The sequence below is a fragment of the Ruegeria sp. D6 genome (assembly GCF_056534365.1).
In genome coordinates this window covers 303,362-323,173 of the sequence record NZ_JBQFPH010000004.1, presented here as the reverse complement: position 1 = coordinate 323,173, position 19,812 = coordinate 303,362, and the positions used below count along the sequence as shown (strand labels likewise).

Annotated in this window: 19 protein-coding genes; 11 read left to right on the top strand and 8 right to left on the bottom strand. The window is 58.9% G+C overall.

The features are described 5' to 3' along the window. Positions 1–3 precede the first annotated feature (3 nt). Entirely contained in the window at positions 4–558 is a 555-nt protein-coding gene (locus tag ACR0A1_RS15715; RefSeq protein ID WP_170395794.1) for an NnrU family protein, read from the bottom strand. Positions 559–564: 6 nt separating this feature from the next. Beyond that, entirely contained in the window at positions 565–1,422 is an 858-nt protein-coding gene (locus ACR0A1_RS15710; protein WP_170395792.1) for an HpcH/HpaI aldolase/citrate lyase family protein, read from the bottom strand. Positions 1,423–1,597: 175 nt separating this feature from the next. Here ACR0A1_RS15710 and ACR0A1_RS15705 point away from each other — a divergent pair, with 175 nt between their 5' ends. Further along, positions 1,598–1,897, top strand: a complete 300-nt coding sequence (locus ACR0A1_RS15705; protein WP_170408338.1) for a hypothetical protein — start codon at positions 1,598–1,600, stop codon at positions 1,895–1,897. On the opposite strand, the gene ACR0A1_RS15700 is transcribed toward ACR0A1_RS15705, so the two are convergent. Next, entirely contained in the window at positions 1,894–2,649 is a 756-nt protein-coding gene (locus ACR0A1_RS15700) for a sulfite exporter TauE/SafE family protein (RefSeq protein WP_170395788.1), read from the bottom strand. The genes ACR0A1_RS15705 and ACR0A1_RS15700 overlap by 4 nt on opposite strands. Before the next feature lie 161 nt (positions 2,650–2,810). Between ACR0A1_RS15700 and mdh the strand changes: the two genes are divergently transcribed. The 9 genes from mdh (at position 2,811) to ACR0A1_RS15655 (ending at position 13,454) form a co-directional block, all read left to right on the top strand. After that, the gene (gene mdh, locus ACR0A1_RS15695; RefSeq protein ID WP_170353522.1) at positions 2,811–3,773 is read left to right on the top strand and encodes a malate dehydrogenase; all 963 of its coding nucleotides are present in this window, start codon (positions 2,811–2,813) and stop codon (positions 3,771–3,773) included. A gap of 309 nt (positions 3,774–4,082) precedes the next feature. After that, entirely contained in the window at positions 4,083–5,276 is a 1,194-nt protein-coding gene (gene sucC, locus ACR0A1_RS15690) for an ADP-forming succinate--CoA ligase subunit beta (RefSeq protein ID WP_170395786.1), read from the top strand. An 83-nt stretch (positions 5,277–5,359) separates the two neighbouring features. Then, positions 5,360–6,241 carry a succinate--CoA ligase subunit alpha gene (gene sucD, locus ACR0A1_RS15685; protein WP_170522246.1) on the top strand — a complete coding sequence of 294 codons (882 nt, stop codon included), beginning with the start codon at positions 5,360–5,362 and terminating at the stop codon, positions 6,239–6,241. Between the two features lie 34 nt (positions 6,242–6,275). Further along, positions 6,276–6,815, top strand: coding sequence for a DUF805 domain-containing protein (locus tag ACR0A1_RS15680; protein ID WP_170408341.1), 540 nt, complete (start codon positions 6,276–6,278; stop codon positions 6,813–6,815). Beyond that, positions 6,812–9,769 (top strand): 2-oxoglutarate dehydrogenase E1 component, encoded by a 2,958-nt coding sequence (locus ACR0A1_RS15675; protein WP_170513076.1) that lies wholly within the window; start codon positions 6,812–6,814, stop codon positions 9,767–9,769. Before ACR0A1_RS15680 ends, ACR0A1_RS15675 begins: the two co-directional genes overlap by 4 nt. A gap of 3 nt (positions 9,770–9,772) precedes the next feature. Then, complete coding sequence (gene odhB, locus ACR0A1_RS15670) at positions 9,773–11,293, top strand: 2-oxoglutarate dehydrogenase complex dihydrolipoyllysine-residue succinyltransferase (protein ID WP_480868281.1); 1,521 nt, start codon at positions 9,773–9,775, stop codon at positions 11,291–11,293. A 1-nt stretch (position 11,294) separates the two neighbouring features. After that, entirely contained in the window at positions 11,295–11,564 is a 270-nt protein-coding gene (locus ACR0A1_RS15665) for a hypothetical protein (RefSeq protein ID WP_170395780.1), read from the top strand. A gap of 71 nt (positions 11,565–11,635) precedes the next feature. Beyond that, entirely contained in the window at positions 11,636–13,024 is a 1,389-nt protein-coding gene (lpdA, locus tag ACR0A1_RS15660) for a dihydrolipoyl dehydrogenase (RefSeq protein WP_480868279.1), read from the top strand. Positions 13,025–13,145: 121 nt separating this feature from the next. Then, the gene (locus ACR0A1_RS15655; protein ID WP_170664026.1) at positions 13,146–13,454 is read left to right on the top strand and encodes an EthD family reductase; all 309 of its coding nucleotides are present in this window, start codon (positions 13,146–13,148) and stop codon (positions 13,452–13,454) included. Between the two features lie 17 nt (positions 13,455–13,471). Here the strand turns inward: ACR0A1_RS15655 and ACR0A1_RS15650 are convergent, their stop codons facing one another. Genes ACR0A1_RS15650 through ACR0A1_RS15635 form a run of 4 tightly spaced genes read right to left on the bottom strand, consistent with a single transcriptional unit; the run spans position 13,472 to position 16,377 of the window. Then, on the bottom strand, positions 13,472–14,077 hold the full coding sequence (locus ACR0A1_RS15650; RefSeq protein ID WP_480868277.1) for a pyridoxamine 5'-phosphate oxidase family protein: 606 nt from the start codon (positions 14,075–14,077) through the stop codon (positions 13,472–13,474). After that, positions 14,064–14,804, bottom strand: coding sequence for a lysophospholipid acyltransferase family protein (locus ACR0A1_RS15645; protein WP_170395772.1), 741 nt, complete (start codon positions 14,802–14,804; stop codon positions 14,064–14,066). Before ACR0A1_RS15645 ends, ACR0A1_RS15650 begins: the two co-directional genes overlap by 14 nt. Continuing rightward, the gene (locus ACR0A1_RS15640; RefSeq protein ID WP_170408348.1) at positions 14,804–15,703 is read right to left on the bottom strand and encodes an FtsX-like permease family protein; all 900 of its coding nucleotides are present in this window, start codon (positions 15,701–15,703) and stop codon (positions 14,804–14,806) included. The genes ACR0A1_RS15645 and ACR0A1_RS15640 overlap by 1 nt, the downstream gene beginning before the upstream one ends. Then, positions 15,700–16,377, bottom strand: coding sequence for a cell division ATP-binding protein FtsE (locus tag ACR0A1_RS15635; protein ID WP_170423929.1), 678 nt, complete (start codon positions 16,375–16,377; stop codon positions 15,700–15,702). Before ACR0A1_RS15635 ends, ACR0A1_RS15640 begins: the two co-directional genes overlap by 4 nt. A gap of 182 nt (positions 16,378–16,559) precedes the next feature. On the opposite strand from ACR0A1_RS15635, the gene ACR0A1_RS15630 reads away from it, so the two are divergent. After that, on the top strand, positions 16,560–17,327 hold the full coding sequence (locus ACR0A1_RS15630) for a zinc-ribbon domain-containing protein (RefSeq protein ID WP_480868275.1): 768 nt from the start codon (positions 16,560–16,562) through the stop codon (positions 17,325–17,327). On the opposite strand, the gene ACR0A1_RS15625 is transcribed toward ACR0A1_RS15630, so the two are convergent. Beyond that, positions 17,324–19,810, bottom strand: a complete 2,487-nt coding sequence (locus ACR0A1_RS15625; RefSeq protein ID WP_480707226.1) for a TIGR02302 family protein — start codon at positions 19,808–19,810, stop codon at positions 17,324–17,326. The two genes, ACR0A1_RS15630 and ACR0A1_RS15625, sit on opposite strands and share 4 nt — an antisense overlap. Positions 19,811–19,812 lie beyond the last annotated feature (2 nt).

The window sequence follows — 19,812 nt, the reverse complement described above, 5'->3', positions numbered from 1 at the left end:
CCCTTATCCACCAAACGGAGACGGACCAACCAGCCCGTGAATATAGCCCACAACGCCCAGCAGCACGATGGAGCCCACAAAGAACATTGCATCTTTGCCGTATGTGCCGGGTTCGCCCGGCGCCCAGTCTGGTTCGGATTTGTTGATCACGATCACTTCGACAATCGCCCAGGCCAGCAAGCCACCAAACAGGATGATCGAGGCCAGATCACCGTTCACCAACAGGTGCGCAAAGGCCCAGAGTTTAAAGCCACCCAGCATGGGGTGACGGACCTTGTTCAACAGGCGACCTTTGGTTCCCGCAGGGCTGGCCAGATAGAACGCGATCAACACCAGCAGGTTGTTGACGTGAATCAGAAAGGTTGGCGGCGCCCAGACATATATGAAATCGGTCATGCGATAACCGAAGATCATCAACAATACCGAGGCCACCAAGGCGAGCGCCACGACGCCCTTGCCCGCGTCGCCCATGGCGGCACGTCGTTCCGGCATCGCGCGCTTAAAAAGATGTGCGGCCCACCAAAGTGCCACACCAAGGATCAGAAGAACAAAGCCCATACTGGCTTACCCCGCTTGCAAAGCTACTATCGCCTCTGCTTTTGCCAGAGTTTCGCGGGCAGTTACAACGTGTAGGTTTTCAACAATCTTGCCATCGACAACGGCGACCCCCTGCCCCTGCGACTCGGTTTCCTCGAAAGCGGCAATCTGACGGCGAGCCAGATCAATCTCATCCTCGGAAGGGGCAAAGGCGGAGTTTGCGATGTCGACCTGGGCCGGGTGGATCAGGGTTTTGCCATCAAAGCCCATGTCGCGTCCCTGGGCACACTCGGCGGCCAGACCGTCGGTGTCCTTGAAGGCATTGTAGACGCCATCGACGATGATCAGCCCCTCTGCCTTGGCCGCCAACAGGCACAGGCCAAGCGAGGTCATCATCGGCAAACGGTCGGGGCGGAAGCGCGTCTGAAGCTCTTTCGCAAGATCGTTGGTCCCCATGACAAAGCCTGCCATCAGCGGATGTGCGGCAATTTCGGCTGCGTTCAGCATCCCGCGCGGCGTCTCCATCATCGCCCAGATCGGCAGGTCTCCGGTGATTGAGGTCAGCGCATCCACATCCGCAGCAGAACTCACCTTTGGCAACAGAACGGCATCTGCATCCATCTCGCGCACGGCTTCGGCATCCGCGCGCCCCCATTCGGTATCAAGCCCGTTGATCCGCACAATCTTGACCCGAGCACCATAGCCTCCGGCGGCCAAAGCCGCCTTGAGGGTCTCGCGCGCGTTCTCTTTCTCATCAGCCGCAACCGCGTCTTCAAGATCAAAGATGATGGCGTCCACCGGCAATGTGCGGGCCTTATCAAGCGCGCGTTCACGCGAGCCGGGGATGTATAGTACCGAGCGATAGGGGCGTTGGCGCGGGTCCACTGGACTCTCCCATTGAAATAATGTTGCGCGGAATGGGGCATTTTTTGACGGAAAGTTCAAGAACAAAATCGCCGCAGCGCAGCATTTCCTGCGCTGCGCAACGTGCGTTGCCTTAACGCGATGTCCTTTTGCCTACGGCACGCTGCTTTGAGGAAGAGCTTGAAAGGGGTGACCAATGAAAACGATTATGCTGAAAATGACGATTGGCTTGGGCATCATGGTACTGGCAGCGCAACAAGTCAGCGCACAGAATTGTGCGCCACGCGAAGACGTGATCAAGCGATTGACAAAGTCATATGGCGAAACCCGACGAGGCATCGGTATTGCGCGTCGGGGAGCGGTGATGGAGGTTTTTGCCTCGGACCAAACCGGCAGCTGGACCATTGTTGTGACCTTGCCTGAGGGCGTGACCTGCCTGATCGCCTCAGGCCAGTCTTATGAAACACTGGCCGAAGCATTGCCGCCCAACGCCTAAACCAGTGCATCCCAAATAAGTTTGCTTCCCGTCAGGGTCAGCAAGACGTAGGCAATGTTGAAAAACAATCGTTCGGAGAGCATGAAATGCGCCCGGACGCCCAGCCAGGCCCCGAGGATCGCAAACGGGGTCAGCAAGAGGTCTGCCAAGGCTGTGTGCCAGGTGAAGAGGCCCAGATAGGCGAAGGGCACGAATTTGACGGCGTTGATTACCCAGAAGACCAGCACGGTCGAGGCTTGAAATTCGGTTTTCGTCAGGCGTTGTGACAGCAGGTACACGGCGGCGGGTGGGCCGCCCGCATGGCTGACAAAGCTGGTGAATCCGGCGATAAGCCCGGCAAACAGGCCCGCCGATGGAGGCAACCGGTTGGCAAAACCCCGTACCCAGCCTCTGGTCTGGGCAACGTGCCAGATCACGAAACCGACCGATATTCCGCCAATCAACAGACGTAGCAGATCGTCATCCGTCGCACGATAAAGCCACGCGCCCAGCGCGATACCGGGTACTGCGCCCAACATCAGAAGGCGCGAATCCGGCCAGCTCCAGCGTTTCCAATACGGCTTTAACGTCGCCAGATCGATCACCATCAGTATCGGTAGCATTAGCGCTAGCGCCTGTCCTGGCGTCAGTATCAGAGCCAGAATCGACGAAGATGCAAACGCCACTCCCGAGCCGAACCCACCTTTCGAGATGCCCGCGAAGATCACCGCCGGGATCGCCACTGCAAAAAACATCAGGTTCATCTCGAACATCAGGCACCCCGGAAATATGCATGATTCACAGGCGGTTTAGCGCAATCGGCGGGGTGGGTGCAAACGGTATGCGGTGGCATGCCGCGCCGCAGAAGGCTTGCGTGACGCCGCTTTTGCGACTAGCACAACCGCGATTTCAAAACCGACCGGAGATATTCCAAATGGCCAGACCCAAGATCGCGCTGATCGGCGCAGGTCAGATCGGCGGCACGCTCGCCCACCTCGCTGCAATGAAAGAACTTGGTGACGTCGTGCTGTTCGACATCGCCGAAGGCACCCCGGAAGGAAAGGCGCTGGACATCGCCGAATCCGGTCCCTCGGAAGGCTTCGACGCCAAGCTGAAAGGCACCCAGTCCTATGAGGATATCGCCGGTGCCGACGTCTGCATCGTCACCGCTGGCGTGCCGCGCAAGCCGGGCATGAGCCGCGACGACTTGCTGGGCATCAACCTGAAGGTCATGAAATCGGTCGGTGAAGGCATCGCCGCAAACGCTCCGGATGCGTTCGTCATCTGCATCACCAACCCGCTGGACGCGATGGTTTGGGCGCTGCGTGAATTCTCGGGCCTGCCGCACAACAAAGTCTGCGGCATGGCGGGCGTTCTGGACTCGGGCCGTTTCGCACACTTCTTGTCGGAAGAGTTCAATGTGTCCATGCGCGACGTCACCGCCTTTGTTCTGGGCGGCCATGGCGACACGATGGTGCCTTCGGTACGCTACTCGACCGTTGCCGGTATCCCGCTGCCCGATCTGGTTGAGATGGGCTGGACCACGCAGGAAAAACTGGACGCCATCGTTCAGCGCACCCGTGACGGCGGCGCAGAAATCGTTGGCCTGCTGAAGACCGGCTCGGCTTTCTATGCACCGGCGACTTCGGCGATCGAAATGGCCGAAGCCTATTTGAAAGATCAGAAGCGCGTTCTGCCCTGTGCTGCCTATTGCAACGGCGAACTGGGTGTCGACGGCATGTATGTCGGCGTGCCTACCGTAATCGGTGCAGGTGGTATCGAGCGCGTCGTCGACATCAAGCTGAACGAAGAAGAACAGGCCGGTTTCGACAATTCGGTCAATGCCGTTAAGGGCCTGATCGAAGCATGCAAGGGCATCGACAGCTCGCTGGCCTAAGTCACGAACCCTAGAACCAATGAACCGGCCCTCTTCACGGGCCGGTTTTCTTTTACACGGTGCCAAGCTGGCTAAAAGATGTTCGCGCAAACGTCGCAAAACTCATCTATGAATGTGTTTTGTGGGCATGATCCCGGATCATCGAATCAATTTCCACGCCCCGCATTTTTTGTGATCACACCCCAAAAACCTGTGATCACAAATACTGAAAATCTTCGACAATTTCCCGTGACCGGTCAAAAAACTCTTTAATTTTGGCGCTTAGACACCCCTATAACGGTGTAATCGTAGTCAGACGGGACAATTTCGATGAACATTCACGAATATCAAGCCAAAGCGCTTCTTCGCAGCTATGGCGCTCCGGTCTCCGATGGTCGCGCAGTTCTGCGCGCCGAGGAAGCCAAAACCGCAGCCGGTGAATTGGACGGGCCGCTTTGGGTCGTCAAGGCGCAAATCCACGCGGGTGGTCGCGGCAAGGGTTCCTTTAAAGAGGCCGACGCCGGTGAAAAAGGCGGTGTCCGTCTGACCAAATCGGTGGAAGAAGCCGCCGAAGAAGCCAAAAAGATGCTGGGCCGCACGCTGGTCACCCATCAGACCGGCCCCGCAGGCAAGCAGGTGAACCGCATCTACATCGAAGCCGGTTCGGGCATCGAACGTGAACTTTACCTGGCCCTGCTGGTGGACCGCCAGACCAGCCGTATCTCATTCGTATGCTCGACCGAAGGCGGCATGGACATCGAAGAGGTGGCCGCTGCGACGCCTGAGAAAATCCTGTCCTTCTCGGTTGATCCCGCCACTGGTTATCAGCCCTATCACGGCCGCCGCATCGCGTTCTCGTTGGGACTGGAAGGCGCGCAGGTCAAACAATGCGTCAAGCTGATGAACCAGCTCTACAATGCCTTCGTCGAGAAGGACATGGAGATGCTGGAGATCAACCCGCTGATCGTCTCGGACAAGGGCGACCTGAAAGTACTGGACGCAAAAGTCGGCTTTGATGGTAACGCGGTATACCGCCACCCGGATATTGCCGAGTTGCGCGACACGACCGAGGAAGACCCCAAGGAACTGGAAGCGTCCAAATACGACCTGAACTACATCGCGCTGGACGGTGAGATCGGCTGCATGGTCAACGGTGCCGGTCTTGCGATGGCCACGATGGACATCATCAAGCTTTACGGTGCCGAGCCTGCCAACTTCCTGGATGTTGGCGGTGGCGCGACCAAAGAGAAAGTGACCGAGGCGTTCAAGATCATCACCTCGGATCCGAACGTCAAAGGCATTCTGGTCAACATCTTCGGCGGCATCATGCGCTGTGATGTGATTGCCGAGGGCGTCGTTGCCGCGGTGAAAGAGGTGGGCCTGCAGGTCCCGCTGGTCGTGCGTCTGGAAGGCACGAATGTCGAGAAAGGCAAAGAGATCATCAACACCTCGGGCCTCGATGTGATCGCAGCGGACAACCTGAAAGACGGTGCCGAGAAAATCGTGAAGGCCGTCAAAGGCTGAGTGTCATCCCGTAGGGTGGGCTTCAGCCCGCCTTTCCCAAGATTTTGGCGGGCAGAAGCCTGCCGTATAAAGGAGAACGCCAGATGGCAGTCCTCATCGACGAAAATACCAAAGTGATCTGTCAGGGCTTTACCGGCTCGCAGGGCACATTCCACAGCGAACAGGCAATCGCCTATGGCACCAAGATGGTCGGCGGCGTGACACCAGGCAAAGGCGGGATGGAGCACTTGGGTCTACCAGTGTTCAACTCGGTCCACGAGGCCAAGCATGTGACCGAAGCCAATGCCAGCGTGATCTACGTGCCGCCGCCGTTTGCGGCTGACTCGATCCTCGAAGCGATTGATGCCGAGATGGAAGTGATCGTTTGCATCACCGAAGGTATCCCGGTTCTGGACATGATGAAGGTGAAGCGTGCGCTGGAAGGATCGAACTCGCGCCTGATCGGCCCGAACTGCCCCGGTGTCATCACGCCCGACGCCTGCAAGATCGGCATCATGCCCGGCCACATCCACAAGCGCGGCTCGGTCGGCGTTGTGTCGCGTTCGGGCACCCTGACTTATGAGGCCGTCAAGCAGACCACCGATGTAGGTCTGGGCCAGTCCACCTGCGTGGGCATCGGCGGCGACCCGATCAAAGGGACCGAGCATATCGACGTGCTGGAATGGTTCCTGGCTGATGACGAAACCGAGTCGATCATCATGATCGGTGAAATCGGTGGCTCGGCCGAGGAAGAAGCTGCGCAGTTCCTTGCGGATGAGGCCAAGAAAGGCCGCAAGAAGCCCACGGCAGGGTTCATCGCGGGCCGCACGGCCCCTCCTGGCCGCCGCATGGGCCACGCGGGCGCCATCGTCGCCGGCGGCAAAGGTGGCGCCGAGGACAAGATCGAAGCCATGCGCTCGGCTGGTATCGTCGTGGCCGAAAGCCCGGCGCAGCTGGGTGAGGCTGTGCTGGAAGCCATCGGTTGACCAGAATTTGACTGCTTTGGGAGGAGCGGTAAACATGACTTTCGGCGAAGCCATTAAAACCTGTTTCTCCAAGTTTTTCACCTTTTCGGGCCGTGCCTCGCGGCCCGAATACTGGTTTTTTTTCCTGTTCATCGTGATCTGGAGCATCATTGCCGGGATCATCGACTGGCAGTTCTTCACTCAGGTCGCAGTGACTGAAACCGAAACATCCAAATCCGTCACGGCCACCTCAACAGGCCCGGTCCAAAGCATCGTCAGCCTGATTGTCTTCTTCCCGCATCTGGCCGTTGCATGGCGGCGGATGCATGATACCGGGCGCAGCGGGCTTTATGCTCTGCTGCCGATCCTGCTGATACTTGGTGCGCTTGCCGTCCTGATCTTTGGCATCGGCCTTGCCAGCCAGTTCCATGGCGGCACGTTGGATATCCTGTTCACCCGCGCAACTCTTCTTATTGTCATTCCGACACTTCTTGTCCTGTTTGTGTCGCCCCTCCTGGTTCTGTGGTGGCTGACCCGCCCCAGCGAACCAGGCACCAACCAATACGGTCCCAACCCATATGAGGTAGCCCAATGACCGAACACTCGCCCAACACCGCCTTTCATGCCTCAAGCTTCATGCAGGGGCATAATGCCGAATATCTGGAGCAGCTTTATGCCCAGTACACCAAGAACCCCGGTGCGGTCGACGCAGCCTGGGTCGAGTTCTTCAAGGCCATGGGCGATGACGCGCCGGATGTGCAGCGCGAGGCCGAGGGCCCTTCGTGGGCGCGCAGCGATTGGCCTCCGATGCCTGCCGATGATCTGACGGGTGCGTTGACTGGCGAGTGGGCCGAGATCGACGCCAAAGCAGCGGGCAACAAAATCAAGGACAAGGCGGCGGCCAAGGGTGTTGAGGTCAGCGATGACCAGATCAAGCGCGCGGTGCTGGACAGCCTGCGGGCGCTGATGCTGATCAGGGCCTATCGTATCCGGGGACATCTGGCAGCTGATCTGGACCCGCTGGGCATGCGCGCCGCCAGTACGCATCCCGAGCTGGACCCGAAGACCTACGGGTTCACCGATGCTGACATGGATCGACCGATCTTTATTGACAACGTGCTGGGCCTGCAGATGGCCAGCATGCGCCAAATCGTCGAGATTGTGAAGAGGACCTATTGCGGCACCTTCGCGCTGCAATACATGCATATCTCGAACCCGGAAGAGGCCGCGTGGCTGAAAGAACGCATCGAGGGGTTCGGTAAGGAAATCGCCTTCACCAAGGAAGGCCGCAAGGCGATCCTGAACAAGATGGTCGAGGCCGAGGGGTTCGAGAAATTCCTGCATGTGAAATACATGGGCACCAAGCGGTTCGGTCTGGACGGTGGCGAGGCGCTGATCCCCGCAATGGAACAGATCATCAAGCGCGGCGGTGCCTTGGGCCTCAGCGATATCGTGATCGGCATGCCCCACCGGGGCCGATTGAACATTCTGGCCAACGTGATGGGCAAGCCCTATCGCGCGATCTTCAACGAGTTTCAGGGCGGCAGCTTCAAGCCCGAAGACGTGGATGGATCAGGCGACGTGAAATATCACCTCGGCGCGTCAAGCGACCGAGAGTTCGATGGCAATAGCGTTCACCTGTCGCTGACCGCAAACCCAAGCCACCTTGAGGCGGTGAACCCGGTGGTTCTGGGTAAGGTCCGCGCCAAGCAGGACCAGTTGAACGACGAAGACCGCACCAAGGTGATGGGCATCCTCCTGCACGGTGATGCGGCCTTTGCCGGACAGGGTGTTGTGGCCGAAGGCTTCGGCCTGTCGGGTCTGAAAGGGCACAAGACCGGCGGCACCATGCATATCGTGGTAAACAACCAGATCGGTTTCACCACCGCGCCACATTTCAGCCGTTCCAGCCCTTATCCCACGGATATCGCGCTGATGGTTGAGGCTCCGATCTTCCACGTGAATGGCGACGACCCCGAGGCGGTGGTGCATGCCGCCAAGGTGGCGACCGAGTTCCGCCAGAAGTTCCACAAGGACGTGGTGCTGGATATCTTCTGCTACCGCCGGTTTGGTCACAACGAGGGTGACGAGCCCATGTTCACCAACCCGATCATGTACAAGAAGATCAAGACGCATAAGACCACGTTGTCGTTGTATACCGAGCGCCTTGTCAGGGACGGGCTTATCCCCGAAGGCGAGATTGAAGACATGAAGGCGGCCTTTCAGGCACATCTGAATGAAGAGTTCGATGCCGGGAAAGACTACAAGCCAAACAAAGCCGACTGGCTGGATGGGCGCTGGTCGCATCTGGACAAGCACAAAGACGAATACATGCGCGGTGAAACCGCAATTACACCAGAGACGCTGGCCGAGATCGGCACTGCTCTGACCAGCGCCCCCGAAGGTTTTGCGATGCACAAAACCGTGGGCCGGTTGCTGGACCACAAGAAACAGATGTTCGAAAACGGAACCGGCTTTGACTGGGCAACGGGCGAGGCTCTGGCGTTTGGCTCTCTGCTGACCGAAGGCTACCCTGTACGTTTGGCCGGACAGGACGCGACGCGTGGCACGTTCAGCCAACGCCATTCCGGATTTGTCCATCAGGAAACCGAGGAACGGTATTACCCGCTGAACAATATCCGCAAGGGCCAATCACATTATGACGTGATTGACTCGATGCTGTCCGAATACGCGGTGCTTGGGTTCGAATATGGCTATTCACTGGCCGAGCCCAACGCGCTTGTTCTCTGGGAGGCACAGTTTGGCGATTTCGCCAACGGGGCGCAGATCATGTTCGATCAGTTCATCAGTTCGGGTGAATCGAAGTGGCTGCGGATGTCTGGTCTGGTCACGCTGCTGCCACATGGGTTCGAAGGGCAAGGCCCCGAGCACTCGTCCGCACGGCTTGAGCGGTTCCTGCAGATGTGCGGTCAGGACAACTGGATCGTGGCGAACTGCACAACGCCTGCGAACTATTTCCACATCCTGCGCCGTCAATTGCACCGGACCTTCCGCAAGCCGCTTATCCTGGTGACGCCGAAGTCGCTGCTGCGCCATAAGCTGGCGGTCAGCAAGGCCGAGGAATTCACCACAGGCTCGAGCTTCCATAGGGTGCTGTGGGATGATGCTCAACAGGGCAACTCGGACACTAAACTGGTGGCAGATGACAAGATCAAGCGGGTCGTCATGTGCTCGGGCAAGGTCTATTTTGATCTGCTTGAGGAACGCGATGCGCGCGGCATCGACGACATCTACTTAATGCGGATCGAGCAATACTATCCTTTCCCTGCGCATTCGCTGATCAACGAGCTTGAGCGCTTCAAGGGGGCCGAGATGGTCTGGTGTCAGGAAGAACCCAAGAACCAGGGGGCTTGGACCTTTATTGAGCCCAATATCGAATGGGTTCTGACCCGCATTGGCGCAAAACACACTCGTCCGGTCTATGCCGGTCGCGCAACTTCGGCCTCGCCCGCGACGGGTCTGGCCAGCCAACACAAAGCCCAACAAGAAGCGCTGGTGAACGAAGCGCTGAGCATTGAAGGAAAGTAAACGATGACGATTGAAGTTCGTGTTCCCACGCTGGGCGAGTCTGTCACCGAAGCCACCGTTGCGACTTGGTTCAAAAAACCCGGCGATGCAGTCGCCGTAGATGAGATGCTATGTGAACTTGAGACCGACAAGGTCACGGTCGAGGTGCCCTCACCCGCTGCTGGCGTGATGGGTGAGATCGTTGCAGCCGAAGGTGAGACCGTGGGCGTCGATGCCCTGCTTGCCACGATTGCGGCGGGCGAAGGGGCTGCGCCTGCTCCGGCAGCGGCGGCCCCGGCCCCGGCCCCGGCGGCAGCGGCACCCGCAGCATCAGGCGGCAGTGTAGATGTGATGGTGCCGACATTGGGTGAATCCGTCACCGAGGCTACAGTCTCGACATGGTTCAAACAGGTCGGCGACAGCGTTGCACAGGATGAAATGCTGTGCGAATTGGAAACCGACAAGGTCTCGGTCGAGGTCCCTGCCCCGGCGGCAGGCGTTCTGGCTGAAATCGTTGCGCCTGAAGGCAGCACGGTCGATGCTTCTGCCAAATTGGCGGTGATCTCGGGCGCAGCCGCAGGTGCGGCAGCGGCTCCGGTGGCGGTCGTCGCTGCTCCGGCTGCAGCCAGCACCGGTAAAGACGTGTCCAACGCTCCATCGGCTGAGAAAGCGATGGCCGAAGCTGGTCTGTCTGCGGATCAGGTCACTGGCACCGGACGCGATGGTCGTATCATGAAAGAAGACGTGGAAAAGGCAGTTGCAGCAGCTACGGCCCCAGCGCCTGCGGCGGCTGTGCCCGCCCCCGCTGCCCAAGCTCCGCGCGCGCCTGTGGCTGCCGAGGATGCGAGCCGCGAAGAGCGCGTGCGCATGACCCGTCTGCGCCAGACCATCGCCAAGCGCCTGAAGGACGCGCAGAACACCGCCGCGATCCTGACCACCTATAACGAGGTGGACATGACTGAGGTGATGGCCTTGCGCAACCAGTACAAGGACCAGTTCGAGAAGAAGCATGGCGTACGTCTGGGCTTTATGTCCTTTTTCACCAAGGCCTGCTGTCATGCGCTGAAAGAAGTGCCCGAAGTGAATGCCGAGATCGACGGCAATGACATCGTCTACAAGAACTTCGTGCATATGGGTGTGGCCGCAGGTACGCCGCAAGGGCTGGTGGTTCCAGTCATCCGGGATGCGGACTCGATGTCTTTCGCAGCGATCGAGAAAGCCATCGCCGAAAAGGGCAAGCGCGCCCGTGATGGTAAACTCTCGATGGCGGAAATGCAGGGCGGCACTTTCACGATCTCGAACGGAGGCGTCTACGGCTCGCTGATGTCTTCACCGATCCTGAACCCGCCGCAATCGGGCATTCTGGGCATGCACAAGATCCAGGATCGTCCCATGGTCATCAATGGTGAGATCAAAATCCGCCCGATGATGTATCTGGCGCTGTCCTATGATCACCGTATTGTGGACGGCAAGGGTGCTGTGACATTCCTTGTCCGCGTAAAAGAGGCGCTGGAAGACCCGCGTCGCCTGCTGATGGATCTTTAAGATGGCGACTCATGTACTGTGGCAAGCCGATGTGGCCGATTTCGATGCCTGGCTGAAAGTGTTCCGCGAGGATCAACCGATGCGCAAGGCCGCGGGTATCCGCGACCTGCATGTCTGGCGCGATCCAGATCAGCGGGATCATGCGATAGCGATGTTCGAGGTTATGAATCTGGATAAGGCCAAAGCCTTTTTTGGGTCCGAAGAACTGGCGATGCACCACGAACGCGGCGGCATTGCGCATATATCAATCAAGCTGCTGGAACCCGTTTGAAATATAGGTACCCGACCCACCACACCGGATCGGGACGCTGCCGGATCACCCGGTCGATTTAGGAGAATGTAATGGCAAATTATGACGTCATCGTAATCGGCGCCGGACCCGGCGGCTATGTCTGCGCCATCCGTTGCGCCCAACTGGGCCTTAAAACCGCAGTTGTCGAGGGGCGCGAGACGCTGGGTGGGACTTGCCTGAACGTGGGCTGCATCCCCTCGAAAGCATTGTTGCATGCCAGCCATCAGTTGCACGAAGCCGAACACAACTTTGCAAAGATGGGTTTGAAGGGGAAGTCACCTTCGGTCGATTGGAAGCAGATGCAGGCCTACAAGGACGAGGTCATCGATGGCAACACCAAGGGCATCGAGTTTCTGTTCAAGAAGAACAAGATCGATTGGCTGAAAGGCTGGGGCTCAATCCCTGCTGCGGGCAAGGTCGAGGTTGGTGATGAGGTCCATGAGACCAAGAACATCATTATCGCGTCGGGTTCTGAGCCGTCAGCGCTGCCCGGCGTCGAGGTTGACGAAAAGGTCGTAGTGACTTCGACTGGCGCGTTGTCTCTGGGCAAAGTTCCCAAGAAAATGATTGTGATCGGTGCCGGTGTGATCGGGCTTGAATTGGGCTCGGTCTACAGCCGTTTGGGCGCAGAGGTGACGGTGATCGAATTCCTCAAGGAAATCACGCCGGGTATGGACCCCGAGGTTCAGAAGACTTTCCAGCGCATCCTGAAGAAACAGGGTTTGAAGTTCGTCATGGGCGCTGCGGTGCAAAAGACCGAAGCCACCAAGACCAAAGCCAAGGTAACGTACAAGCTGCTCAAGGATGACAGCGAGCACGTCATCGATGCTGATGCCGTGCTGGTGGCCACCGGGCGCAAGCCCTATTCGGAGGGTCTGGGGCTGGATGCTTTAGGCGTCGAGATGACCCCGCGCGGCCAGATCAAGGTCGGCAGTGATTGGCAGACCAACGTGCCGGGCATCTACGCCATCGGCGACGTGACCGAAGGCCCGATGCTGGCCCACAAGGCTGAAGACGAGGGCATGGCCGCAGCCGAGCAGGTTGCAGGCAAGCATGGTCATGTGAACTATGGTGTTATTCCTGGGGTCATCTACACTTGGCCCGAGGTGGCCAATGTGGGTGAGACCGAAGCGACACTCAAAGAACAGGGCCGCGCCTACAAGGTCGGCAAGTTCATGTTCATGGGCAATGGCCGGGCCAAGGCGAATTTCGCAGCCGACGGGTTCGTCAAGATTCTGGCAGACAAAGAAACCGATCGCATTCTGGGCGCGCATATCATCGGCCCCGCGGCCGGAGACCTGATCCACGAGGTTTGCGTCGCCATGGAATTCGGCGCATCAGCCGAAGATCTGGCCCTGACCTGTCACGCTCACCCGACCTATTCCGAAGCAGTGCGCGAGGCGGCGCTCGCCTGTGGTGACGGGCCAATTCACAGCTGACCCAACCTGAGCAGGTCCTCTACCTAGTCTCCTTGAGCGGCACCCCGTGTCGCTCAAAACCATTTGCGGCAGGTGATCAGACGCGGTTTACTGACTCCATTGCTTTTGGAAAGGAAGTCAGATGAGCGTCAGTTTACAGGTGATCTATCCCATAGGTACAGAAACACATTTCGATTTCGACTATTATGTCGGCACACATCTTCCGCTTGTCGGCGAGCACATGGGGTCACATATCGAACGTACGGTCGTAACCAAAGGCATTGCGGGAGGCCCGGATGAGGCGGCGGGTCACTACGCGATCGCAACGATCATATTTGAAGATCAGGACGCCATGAACGACGCTATGTCAAAGGCAGGCCCTGTCCTGGCCGATCTGCCAAACTTCACCAATGTCAAACCGCAGATGCTGATCGGTGAGGTGATCGGCTGAATCAGAGCCATCCTTGCCTACCACATGGTTTTAGCGGCGCGGGCACCCCATTCCTGATCATATTGCGCGCCGCCTTCCTCTCCTGACGTCATTTCCGACAATATCTCGCCAGCCGTCGGCAGGCCCTCGCTTTCATCGTGGCCACTCCAGGTTCTGGCCCGGATCAGGGCGCGCTCGCATTGTGTGTAAATCTCGGATATCTCGATTACGATGACGGTTGCGGGGCGTTTTCCGTGTTTTTCGAACCGGGCGCGCAGGGCTTCATCATCAGTCAGTTGAGCGTTCCCATTTACCCGAACCACATTGTTCGAACCGGGCACCATGAACAACAATGAGACGCGTGGATCGAGTACGATATTTCGCAGGGAATCCAAGCGGTTGTTTCCCCGCCAATCCGGCAGTGCCAGGGTGCCTTGGTCCAGTTCCAACACAACTGGCCCTTCATCTCCACGCGGGCTGCCATCGACACCTTCGGAGCCGACGGTGCTGAGGACACACAGGCGTGAGGCCATAATCCATTTGCGGTAGAGCGGTGTTAGCCGCCGCGCCACTTTGCGTATGGAGGCTGCGCCGGGCGTGCCATACAGAGCCTCAAGGGCAGTGATATCCTTAACGAATTCCATCCGGGTCAAACCCCACTTCTCTCATCAATTCGTTCGAGCGTGTCTCAATCACGTTTTCCAGCTGCTCAAGAAAGGCATTCCGCGCAACGCCGGGTTCGATTGGATTGAGGAAATCGACAATCGCGGTGCCTGGCTTGCGCATGACACCGGTTCTGGGCCAGAAGACGCCCGCATTGGTGGCAACTGGCACGCACGGGAACCCGAGCCCTTCATACAGAACCGCCGTTCCAACCTTGTAAGGCTTGTGTACCCCTGGCGCGACGCGCGTACCTTGCGGGTAGATCACCAACTGACCGGGTTCGCTGAACTCGCGCGCAACATCCTTGACCATCTTCGCAACCGCCGCCCCGCGTTTGCCGCGATTGACCGGGATACATCCCAAACGGCGCGCATACATTCCGATTACCGGCGTCCACAGAAGCTCTCGCTTCATGATGAATTTGCCGTGTGGGATGGCGTCGAAGATTATGATGATGTCCAGAAACGACTGGTGCTTGGCGCCGATCACAACCTCGCCATGTGGGACTTCCCCGCGCACTTCGCAGCGAATACCAACCATCCAGCGGGCCAACCACTTGGTTGTGCGCGCATAGGTTTTGCATGCTCGCAATGCGCCACGCTTGGCGAACAGCGCATAGGGGGCAAAGACAAGCCCCAGCACCAGCATCCAGGCATAGATGGTGATCATAAAGATCAGCGACCGGACCCATTGAATAGCCATGAACATCACGAAAGCTCCTTCAACTTGCGCTGCGCGGCTGACCATGTGGCCAGAAACGCAACGGCCGCGCCCAATACCGGGATCAGCACGGGCAGGATCCAACCGATACCCTGAAACCCAAGGCCAGTGAGAAAACCACCCGCATCCGAGGCTTCAGGGAGCAACAATACACCCGTCATACCCAGCAAGGTGCCAACCGCTGCCCCAAACAGCGCCCGGAACGTAAAGCGGCGCACGAACGCTCCGGCGATGAACCGGTCCCGCGCGCCGACCTGACGCAGAACCTCGATTATCTGCGCGTTGGCGGCAAGCGAGGCGTTGGCGGCAAGCGTGATCATGGCGGCAGTGGCGCCACCGATCAGCAGGATCGAAATCCAGCCCAGACGCCGCAGTGAATTGGCCGCATCAACCAATGGCTCGCGCCAGCGAGTGTGATCATCCAGCACTGCGCCCGGCACCTCAGCCCCTAGCCGCAGCCGCAGGCCAGCCGCATCAAGACCCGGCTCACCTTCGATAATCTCTATCAGCTGCGGGATTGGTAAAGTGTCCAGAGGCAAGTCCGGTCCGAACCAGGGTGACAGCAGTGTGGCCTGCTCTTCGCTCGTCAACGCGCGAGCCGAAGCCACACCCGGCGTTTGCTGGAGGACATTCAAAGCAGCCTCGGTTTGCGCCGCACGTTGATCTGCAGGGGCATTGATCCGCAAGGTCGCTGCCCCCGCCAACTCTGAAGCCCAACGATCCGCCACACGGCCCGAGGCTAACGAAAGAGCCAGCGCAAAAACCGCCAGAAAGGCCATTGCACCAGACACGAACAGGGTCAATTGCGCGGTAAAGCCCGTGGGTGGCACCACCCGGTCGGCGCGGCTGTCACGGCGCAGCAAATTGCGGATCGTGCCCTTGCTCATAGATCCGCCCCCGCAAGCTGCACCCGGCGCTGCGCGATGCGCAGAACGCGAGCCTGAACCTGGCTTTTGGCGGCGCGGATCAGGCTTAGGTCATGGGTGGCGATCAGCACGGTTTTTCCCATCCTGTTCAATTCAACCAGCAGGCGCAGAAGTCGTTGCGACATCTCCCAGTCCACATTGCCGGTGGGTTCATCCGCAAGCACCACATCGGGCGATAGGATGACTGCGCGGGCCAATGCGGCACGCTGGCGTTCGCCCCCCGATAGTTCAGGCGGGTGCGCCTCAAGCCTGCTGCCAAGCCCGACCCAGCCCAGCAGTTCGGTCAGATCGTCCTGCTGCCCATTTTCAGAGCGCCCCGAGACCATCAGCGGCAACGCGACATTCTCGGCCAGCGTCATGTGATCCAAAAATCGGCAATCCTGATGCACCACGCCAATTCGGCGGCGCAGCAGCGCCATCTGATCACGGTCCATGCGGGCGATATCCTCGCCAAAGGCCATCAACCTGCCCGAGGTTGGCAACAACGCGCCATAACAGAGTTTCAGCAATGTGGTCTTGCCCGCACCCGAAGGCCCGGTCAGAAAGTGGAACGATCCGGGCTGTAATTGCAGCGAAACATCGCTTAGCAACTCACCACCGCCGTAGGTATAGCTGATATTCTCCAGCTCGATCACGCCTGCCCCCTTTATTCTGCTCACCTCTTGCCCGAGCGCAGCGGTGGATTCAATGCCTTGGGCGGGGCCAATTGGCGACACTTGGCCCGCGAAACCGAAAACACGCTTTGCTGTTGGGTCTTAACGGAATATCATCCCTGAAAAAACTATTATCAGGCCAGCCTTGAAGGCCAGGAGGCAGAATGCGTTTAACGTGTCCGAATTGCAGCGCCCAGTACGAAGTCCCGGACGAAGTGATCCCCGAGGACGGGCGCGAAGTTCAATGCTCGGCTTGCGAAGAGACCTGGTTTCAGGAAAAGTATCCAGTCGCCAGCAAAGCAGAGCCGGAAGCGAAATCTGCGACTGCAATCCAGGCAGCCTTTGCCGAACCGGAAGATGATAAGTCAGAGGATGCGCCAGAACCCGATACGGCCAAGGCCGAGCCAGAAAAGGTTAAGGCAGAAGACACACCAGAACCCGATGCGCCCGAGGAATTGAGTGTTGGAAACGTAGACCCGGCGGTATCCAGCATCCTCAAGGAAGAGGCTGCACGCGAGGCAGAGCTGCGCGAGCGTGAAGGCAGCAATCTGGAAAGCCAACCTGATCTGGCATTGGATCCGCCTGAAGAGCCCAAGGTCAAACCGAAACGGCCCTCGGCCACTGAAACCGCCGCTGACGCAGGTCAGAAAGATGAGCTGCCGGATGTTGAGGCGATCAACTCGGGTCTGCGCAGCGACTTGACATCGGACGAAGCTGAAGCCGTTGCTCCGGCCCGCAAATCCGGTGGGTTTCTGCGTGGCTTTGCCTTGATCATTATCATCGGCGTCATTCTGTTTCTGATTTATGGCAATGCCACTCAGATCAGCGAGGCGGTTCCTCAGGCTGATCCGATGCTGAAATCATATGTCTCACTGGTCGATCAAGCGCGCCTTTGGCTTGAGACACAGACCGGGGGCGCAGGGCAGAACTAGAACCTTTCGAGCAATCGCTTGAGGTATTCCAACTCGATCTGAGGCCGATCCTGTTCACCGGTCCTACGGCGGATTTCATCCAGCAACTCGCGCGCACGACGATATACATCTTCGCCTTGCAGCAAGTTGTCGTCGGTCGAGATTGATCCCGCGGAACCTGGCGTACGACCCAATGGATCGCGGTTATTGGCCTGCATGTCGCCGGCCTCGGTCCCTTGACCCGGCTGGTTCTGCTGGTTCTGCGCCAGGGCTTCGCCCAGTGAACGCATGCCTTCGCGCAAGGCTTCCATCGCCTCGGATTGACGGTCAATCGCCTCGGCCAGATCATCGCTGCGCAAGGCGTCTTCGGCGTCGTCCATGGCCCGGCCCGCACGGCCCAATGCTTCGCGCGCAGCGTCGCCTTCAGGTGTACCACCGCCGGGCAGACCTTGTTGTTGCCGTCTCAACTCATCCCTCAGCGCCTGCTGCCGATCCGCCAGTGACCCCTGACCTTGCTGGCCTTCACCAGCCTCATCCTGACCCTGGCCCTGGCCGCCCTGGCCTTCATGGCTCTGGCCGCGTCCCAGACCACCGTTGCGACCCTCATTGCCCTGACTTTCGCCCGCTTGCGCACCGGGGTTGAACTGTTCCTGCAGGTCGCGGAATGCCTGATCGCTGAGGCCCTGTTGTTCGCGCAGGGTTTCTGCCAGCCCTTCCATGGCCTGCTGTCCTTCGGACTGGCCACCTTGGCCCTGCCCTTGTGTGACGCGCATGTTTTCCATCATTTGCTGGAACTCTTCTAATGCCTGCTGCGCCTCGGCCATGCGGCCTTGTTCCATGAGCTCCTGAATGCGGTCCATCATTCGCTGCAGGTCATCCTGCGTCATCTGCAGGGTTTCGCCGTTCTGGCCCTGCTGTCCTTGCTGCGTCTCACCGTTTTCCTGCGCCAGACGCTGGAGTTGCCGCATGTAATCCTGTGTCGCTTCGCGCAGCTCCTGCATCAGTTCGGCAATCTCTTCGTCGCTGGCACCGTTCTGCATCGCTTCGGTCAGACGCTCCTGCGCACGGCGCATCCGTTCCAGTGCGTCGGCCAGCGTGCCATCCTCGATCAGAACCGCCAGATCCCACAGCGCTTGCGCAATTTCTTCCTGCTGTTTGACGTTCAGTGCGCCGTATTTGTCGAAGGTCTCCAGCCGCCGCAGGATCACACGCAGACGCAGATACGCTGTATCTGAGCGGAACAGGTCCTCGGGTAGGTGCGAAACCGCGCGCAGCAATTGCGATACACGCAGCGCATTTTCGCGCGACCAGAGCAGATCGCGCCGCTGTTCGATCACCGCAGCAGCCAATGGGTCAAAGAACCTACGGGCCGGCAGTTCTGTCAGATAAGGTTCTGCCACCGTCTCTTGATCCGCCGCATCGATGGCCATGAGGGTTATTTTCACCGGCAAATGTGCCCAAGGGTGCTGCGAGAAATCCTCGATCAAGTCTTCGGTGAAATCGGTCCGATCGCCTGTAATCGGCATTGGCAACTCGACCGTAATGATCTCGCGCGGTTCTGGCTCGGTCGCAAGACCGAATTGACGGTTGACCGCTAGCAGGTCCAATTCGATCCGGGCTGTGCCGGAGACGATTCCATAGTCATCCGCAGCAGCGAAGGGCAGCTTCATCTGTCCGCCAGCCTCTGATTGCGCCACTCCTGCCGTCGCGATCCTGGGCGCAGTGTCCGGAAGGATCTCAAGCGCCCAATCGCGCCCTGCCGGGCCATCAATCCGCATTTGGCCCGAGCGTTCCGCAACAAATTCCTGTTCCGGGTCCGTCGCGGCTTCGGTGCCCAGAGGTGTCGAAGATTCTGTCAGGCTGTGCGCGCCGATCTCGCCGTAGAACCGAAGTGTGATGCGGCTGCCTTTAGGCACCGTCAACGTCGGATCGGTCTGATCGGCAAGGTAGAGCGTTGGCAGCCCGGTGTAGCGCGGCGGTTCAATCCAACCCTCCCAAGTCGGGCCCTGCCCCGCCTGAGCGGTCCCCGGCGTCATGTCAGCGACCGAGCCTATCCGCCAGAACGAGCCGAACAGAGCCGCAACGACGAGTGCCAATAAGGCAGCATAGCGAAGCGCATAGGGATCGCGAGACGCCAGCCGCAAGTCGGGTTTCACCGGATCGGCCTTTGATGCACGATCTGCCATGCGCGTCTGGTGCGCATGCCACAGTGCCACCGAATCCGCATCCATCGCACCGATTGCCTGATCGTCCATCAGTGCTTGTATCGGGCGTCCGGGCAGGGTTTCATCCAGCCGAACCAGCGCCTCGGCCCGGGTTGGCAGGTGGAACCGTCTGATTCCCAAAACCGCTGTCGCAATTAAAGCAATCAATCCGATCGCTGCAGAAATCCAAACGGCTTCAATGCGCACAAGATCGTGCAGACCCAGCATCAGGGCGGCCAGCAGCGCCATAAGAATAGAAAAGAACGGCCAGAAGGCGCGCATCACCTGCTCAGCCAGCATAC

What these genes read in the sequence shown, in the direction of transcription:
- ACR0A1_RS15715 (WP_170395794.1), bottom strand. Translation starts at nt 558, where the DNA reads ATGGGCTTTGTTCTTCTGATCCTTGGTGTGGCACTTTGGTGGGCCGCA.
- ACR0A1_RS15705 (WP_170408338.1), top strand. Translation starts at nt 1,598, where the DNA reads ATGAAAACGATTATGCTGAAAATGACGATTGGCTTGGGCATCATGGTA.
- ACR0A1_RS15700 (WP_170395788.1), bottom strand. Translation starts at nt 2,649, where the DNA reads ATGTTCGAGATGAACCTGATGTTTTTTGCAGTGGCGATCCCGGCGGTG.
- mdh (WP_170353522.1), top strand. Translation starts at nt 2,811, where the DNA reads ATGGCCAGACCCAAGATCGCGCTGATCGGCGCAGGTCAGATCGGCGGC.
- sucC (WP_170395786.1), top strand. Translation starts at nt 4,083, where the DNA reads ATGAACATTCACGAATATCAAGCCAAAGCGCTTCTTCGCAGCTATGGC.
- sucD (WP_170522246.1), top strand. Translation starts at nt 5,360, where the DNA reads ATGGCAGTCCTCATCGACGAAAATACCAAAGTGATCTGTCAGGGCTTT.
- ACR0A1_RS15680 (WP_170408341.1), top strand. Translation starts at nt 6,276, where the DNA reads ATGACTTTCGGCGAAGCCATTAAAACCTGTTTCTCCAAGTTTTTCACC.
- ACR0A1_RS15675 (WP_170513076.1), top strand. Translation starts at nt 6,812, where the DNA reads ATGACCGAACACTCGCCCAACACCGCCTTTCATGCCTCAAGCTTCATG.
- odhB (WP_480868281.1), top strand. Translation starts at nt 9,773, where the DNA reads ATGACGATTGAAGTTCGTGTTCCCACGCTGGGCGAGTCTGTCACCGAA.
- ACR0A1_RS15665 (WP_170395780.1), top strand. Translation starts at nt 11,295, where the DNA reads ATGGCGACTCATGTACTGTGGCAAGCCGATGTGGCCGATTTCGATGCC.
- lpdA (WP_480868279.1), top strand. Translation starts at nt 11,636, where the DNA reads ATGGCAAATTATGACGTCATCGTAATCGGCGCCGGACCCGGCGGCTAT.
- ACR0A1_RS15655 (WP_170664026.1), top strand. Translation starts at nt 13,146, where the DNA reads ATGAGCGTCAGTTTACAGGTGATCTATCCCATAGGTACAGAAACACAT.
- ACR0A1_RS15650 (WP_480868277.1), bottom strand. Translation starts at nt 14,077, where the DNA reads ATGGAATTCGTTAAGGATATCACTGCCCTTGAGGCTCTGTATGGCACG.
- ACR0A1_RS15645 (WP_170395772.1), bottom strand. Translation starts at nt 14,804, where the DNA reads ATGTTCATGGCTATTCAATGGGTCCGGTCGCTGATCTTTATGATCACC.
- ACR0A1_RS15640 (WP_170408348.1), bottom strand. Translation starts at nt 15,703, where the DNA reads ATGAGCAAGGGCACGATCCGCAATTTGCTGCGCCGTGACAGCCGCGCC.
- ACR0A1_RS15630 (WP_480868275.1), top strand. Translation starts at nt 16,560, where the DNA reads ATGCGTTTAACGTGTCCGAATTGCAGCGCCCAGTACGAAGTCCCGGAC.
- ACR0A1_RS15625 (WP_480707226.1), bottom strand. Translation starts at nt 19,810, where the DNA reads ATGCTGGCTGAGCAGGTGATGCGCGCCTTCTGGCCGTTCTTTTCTATT.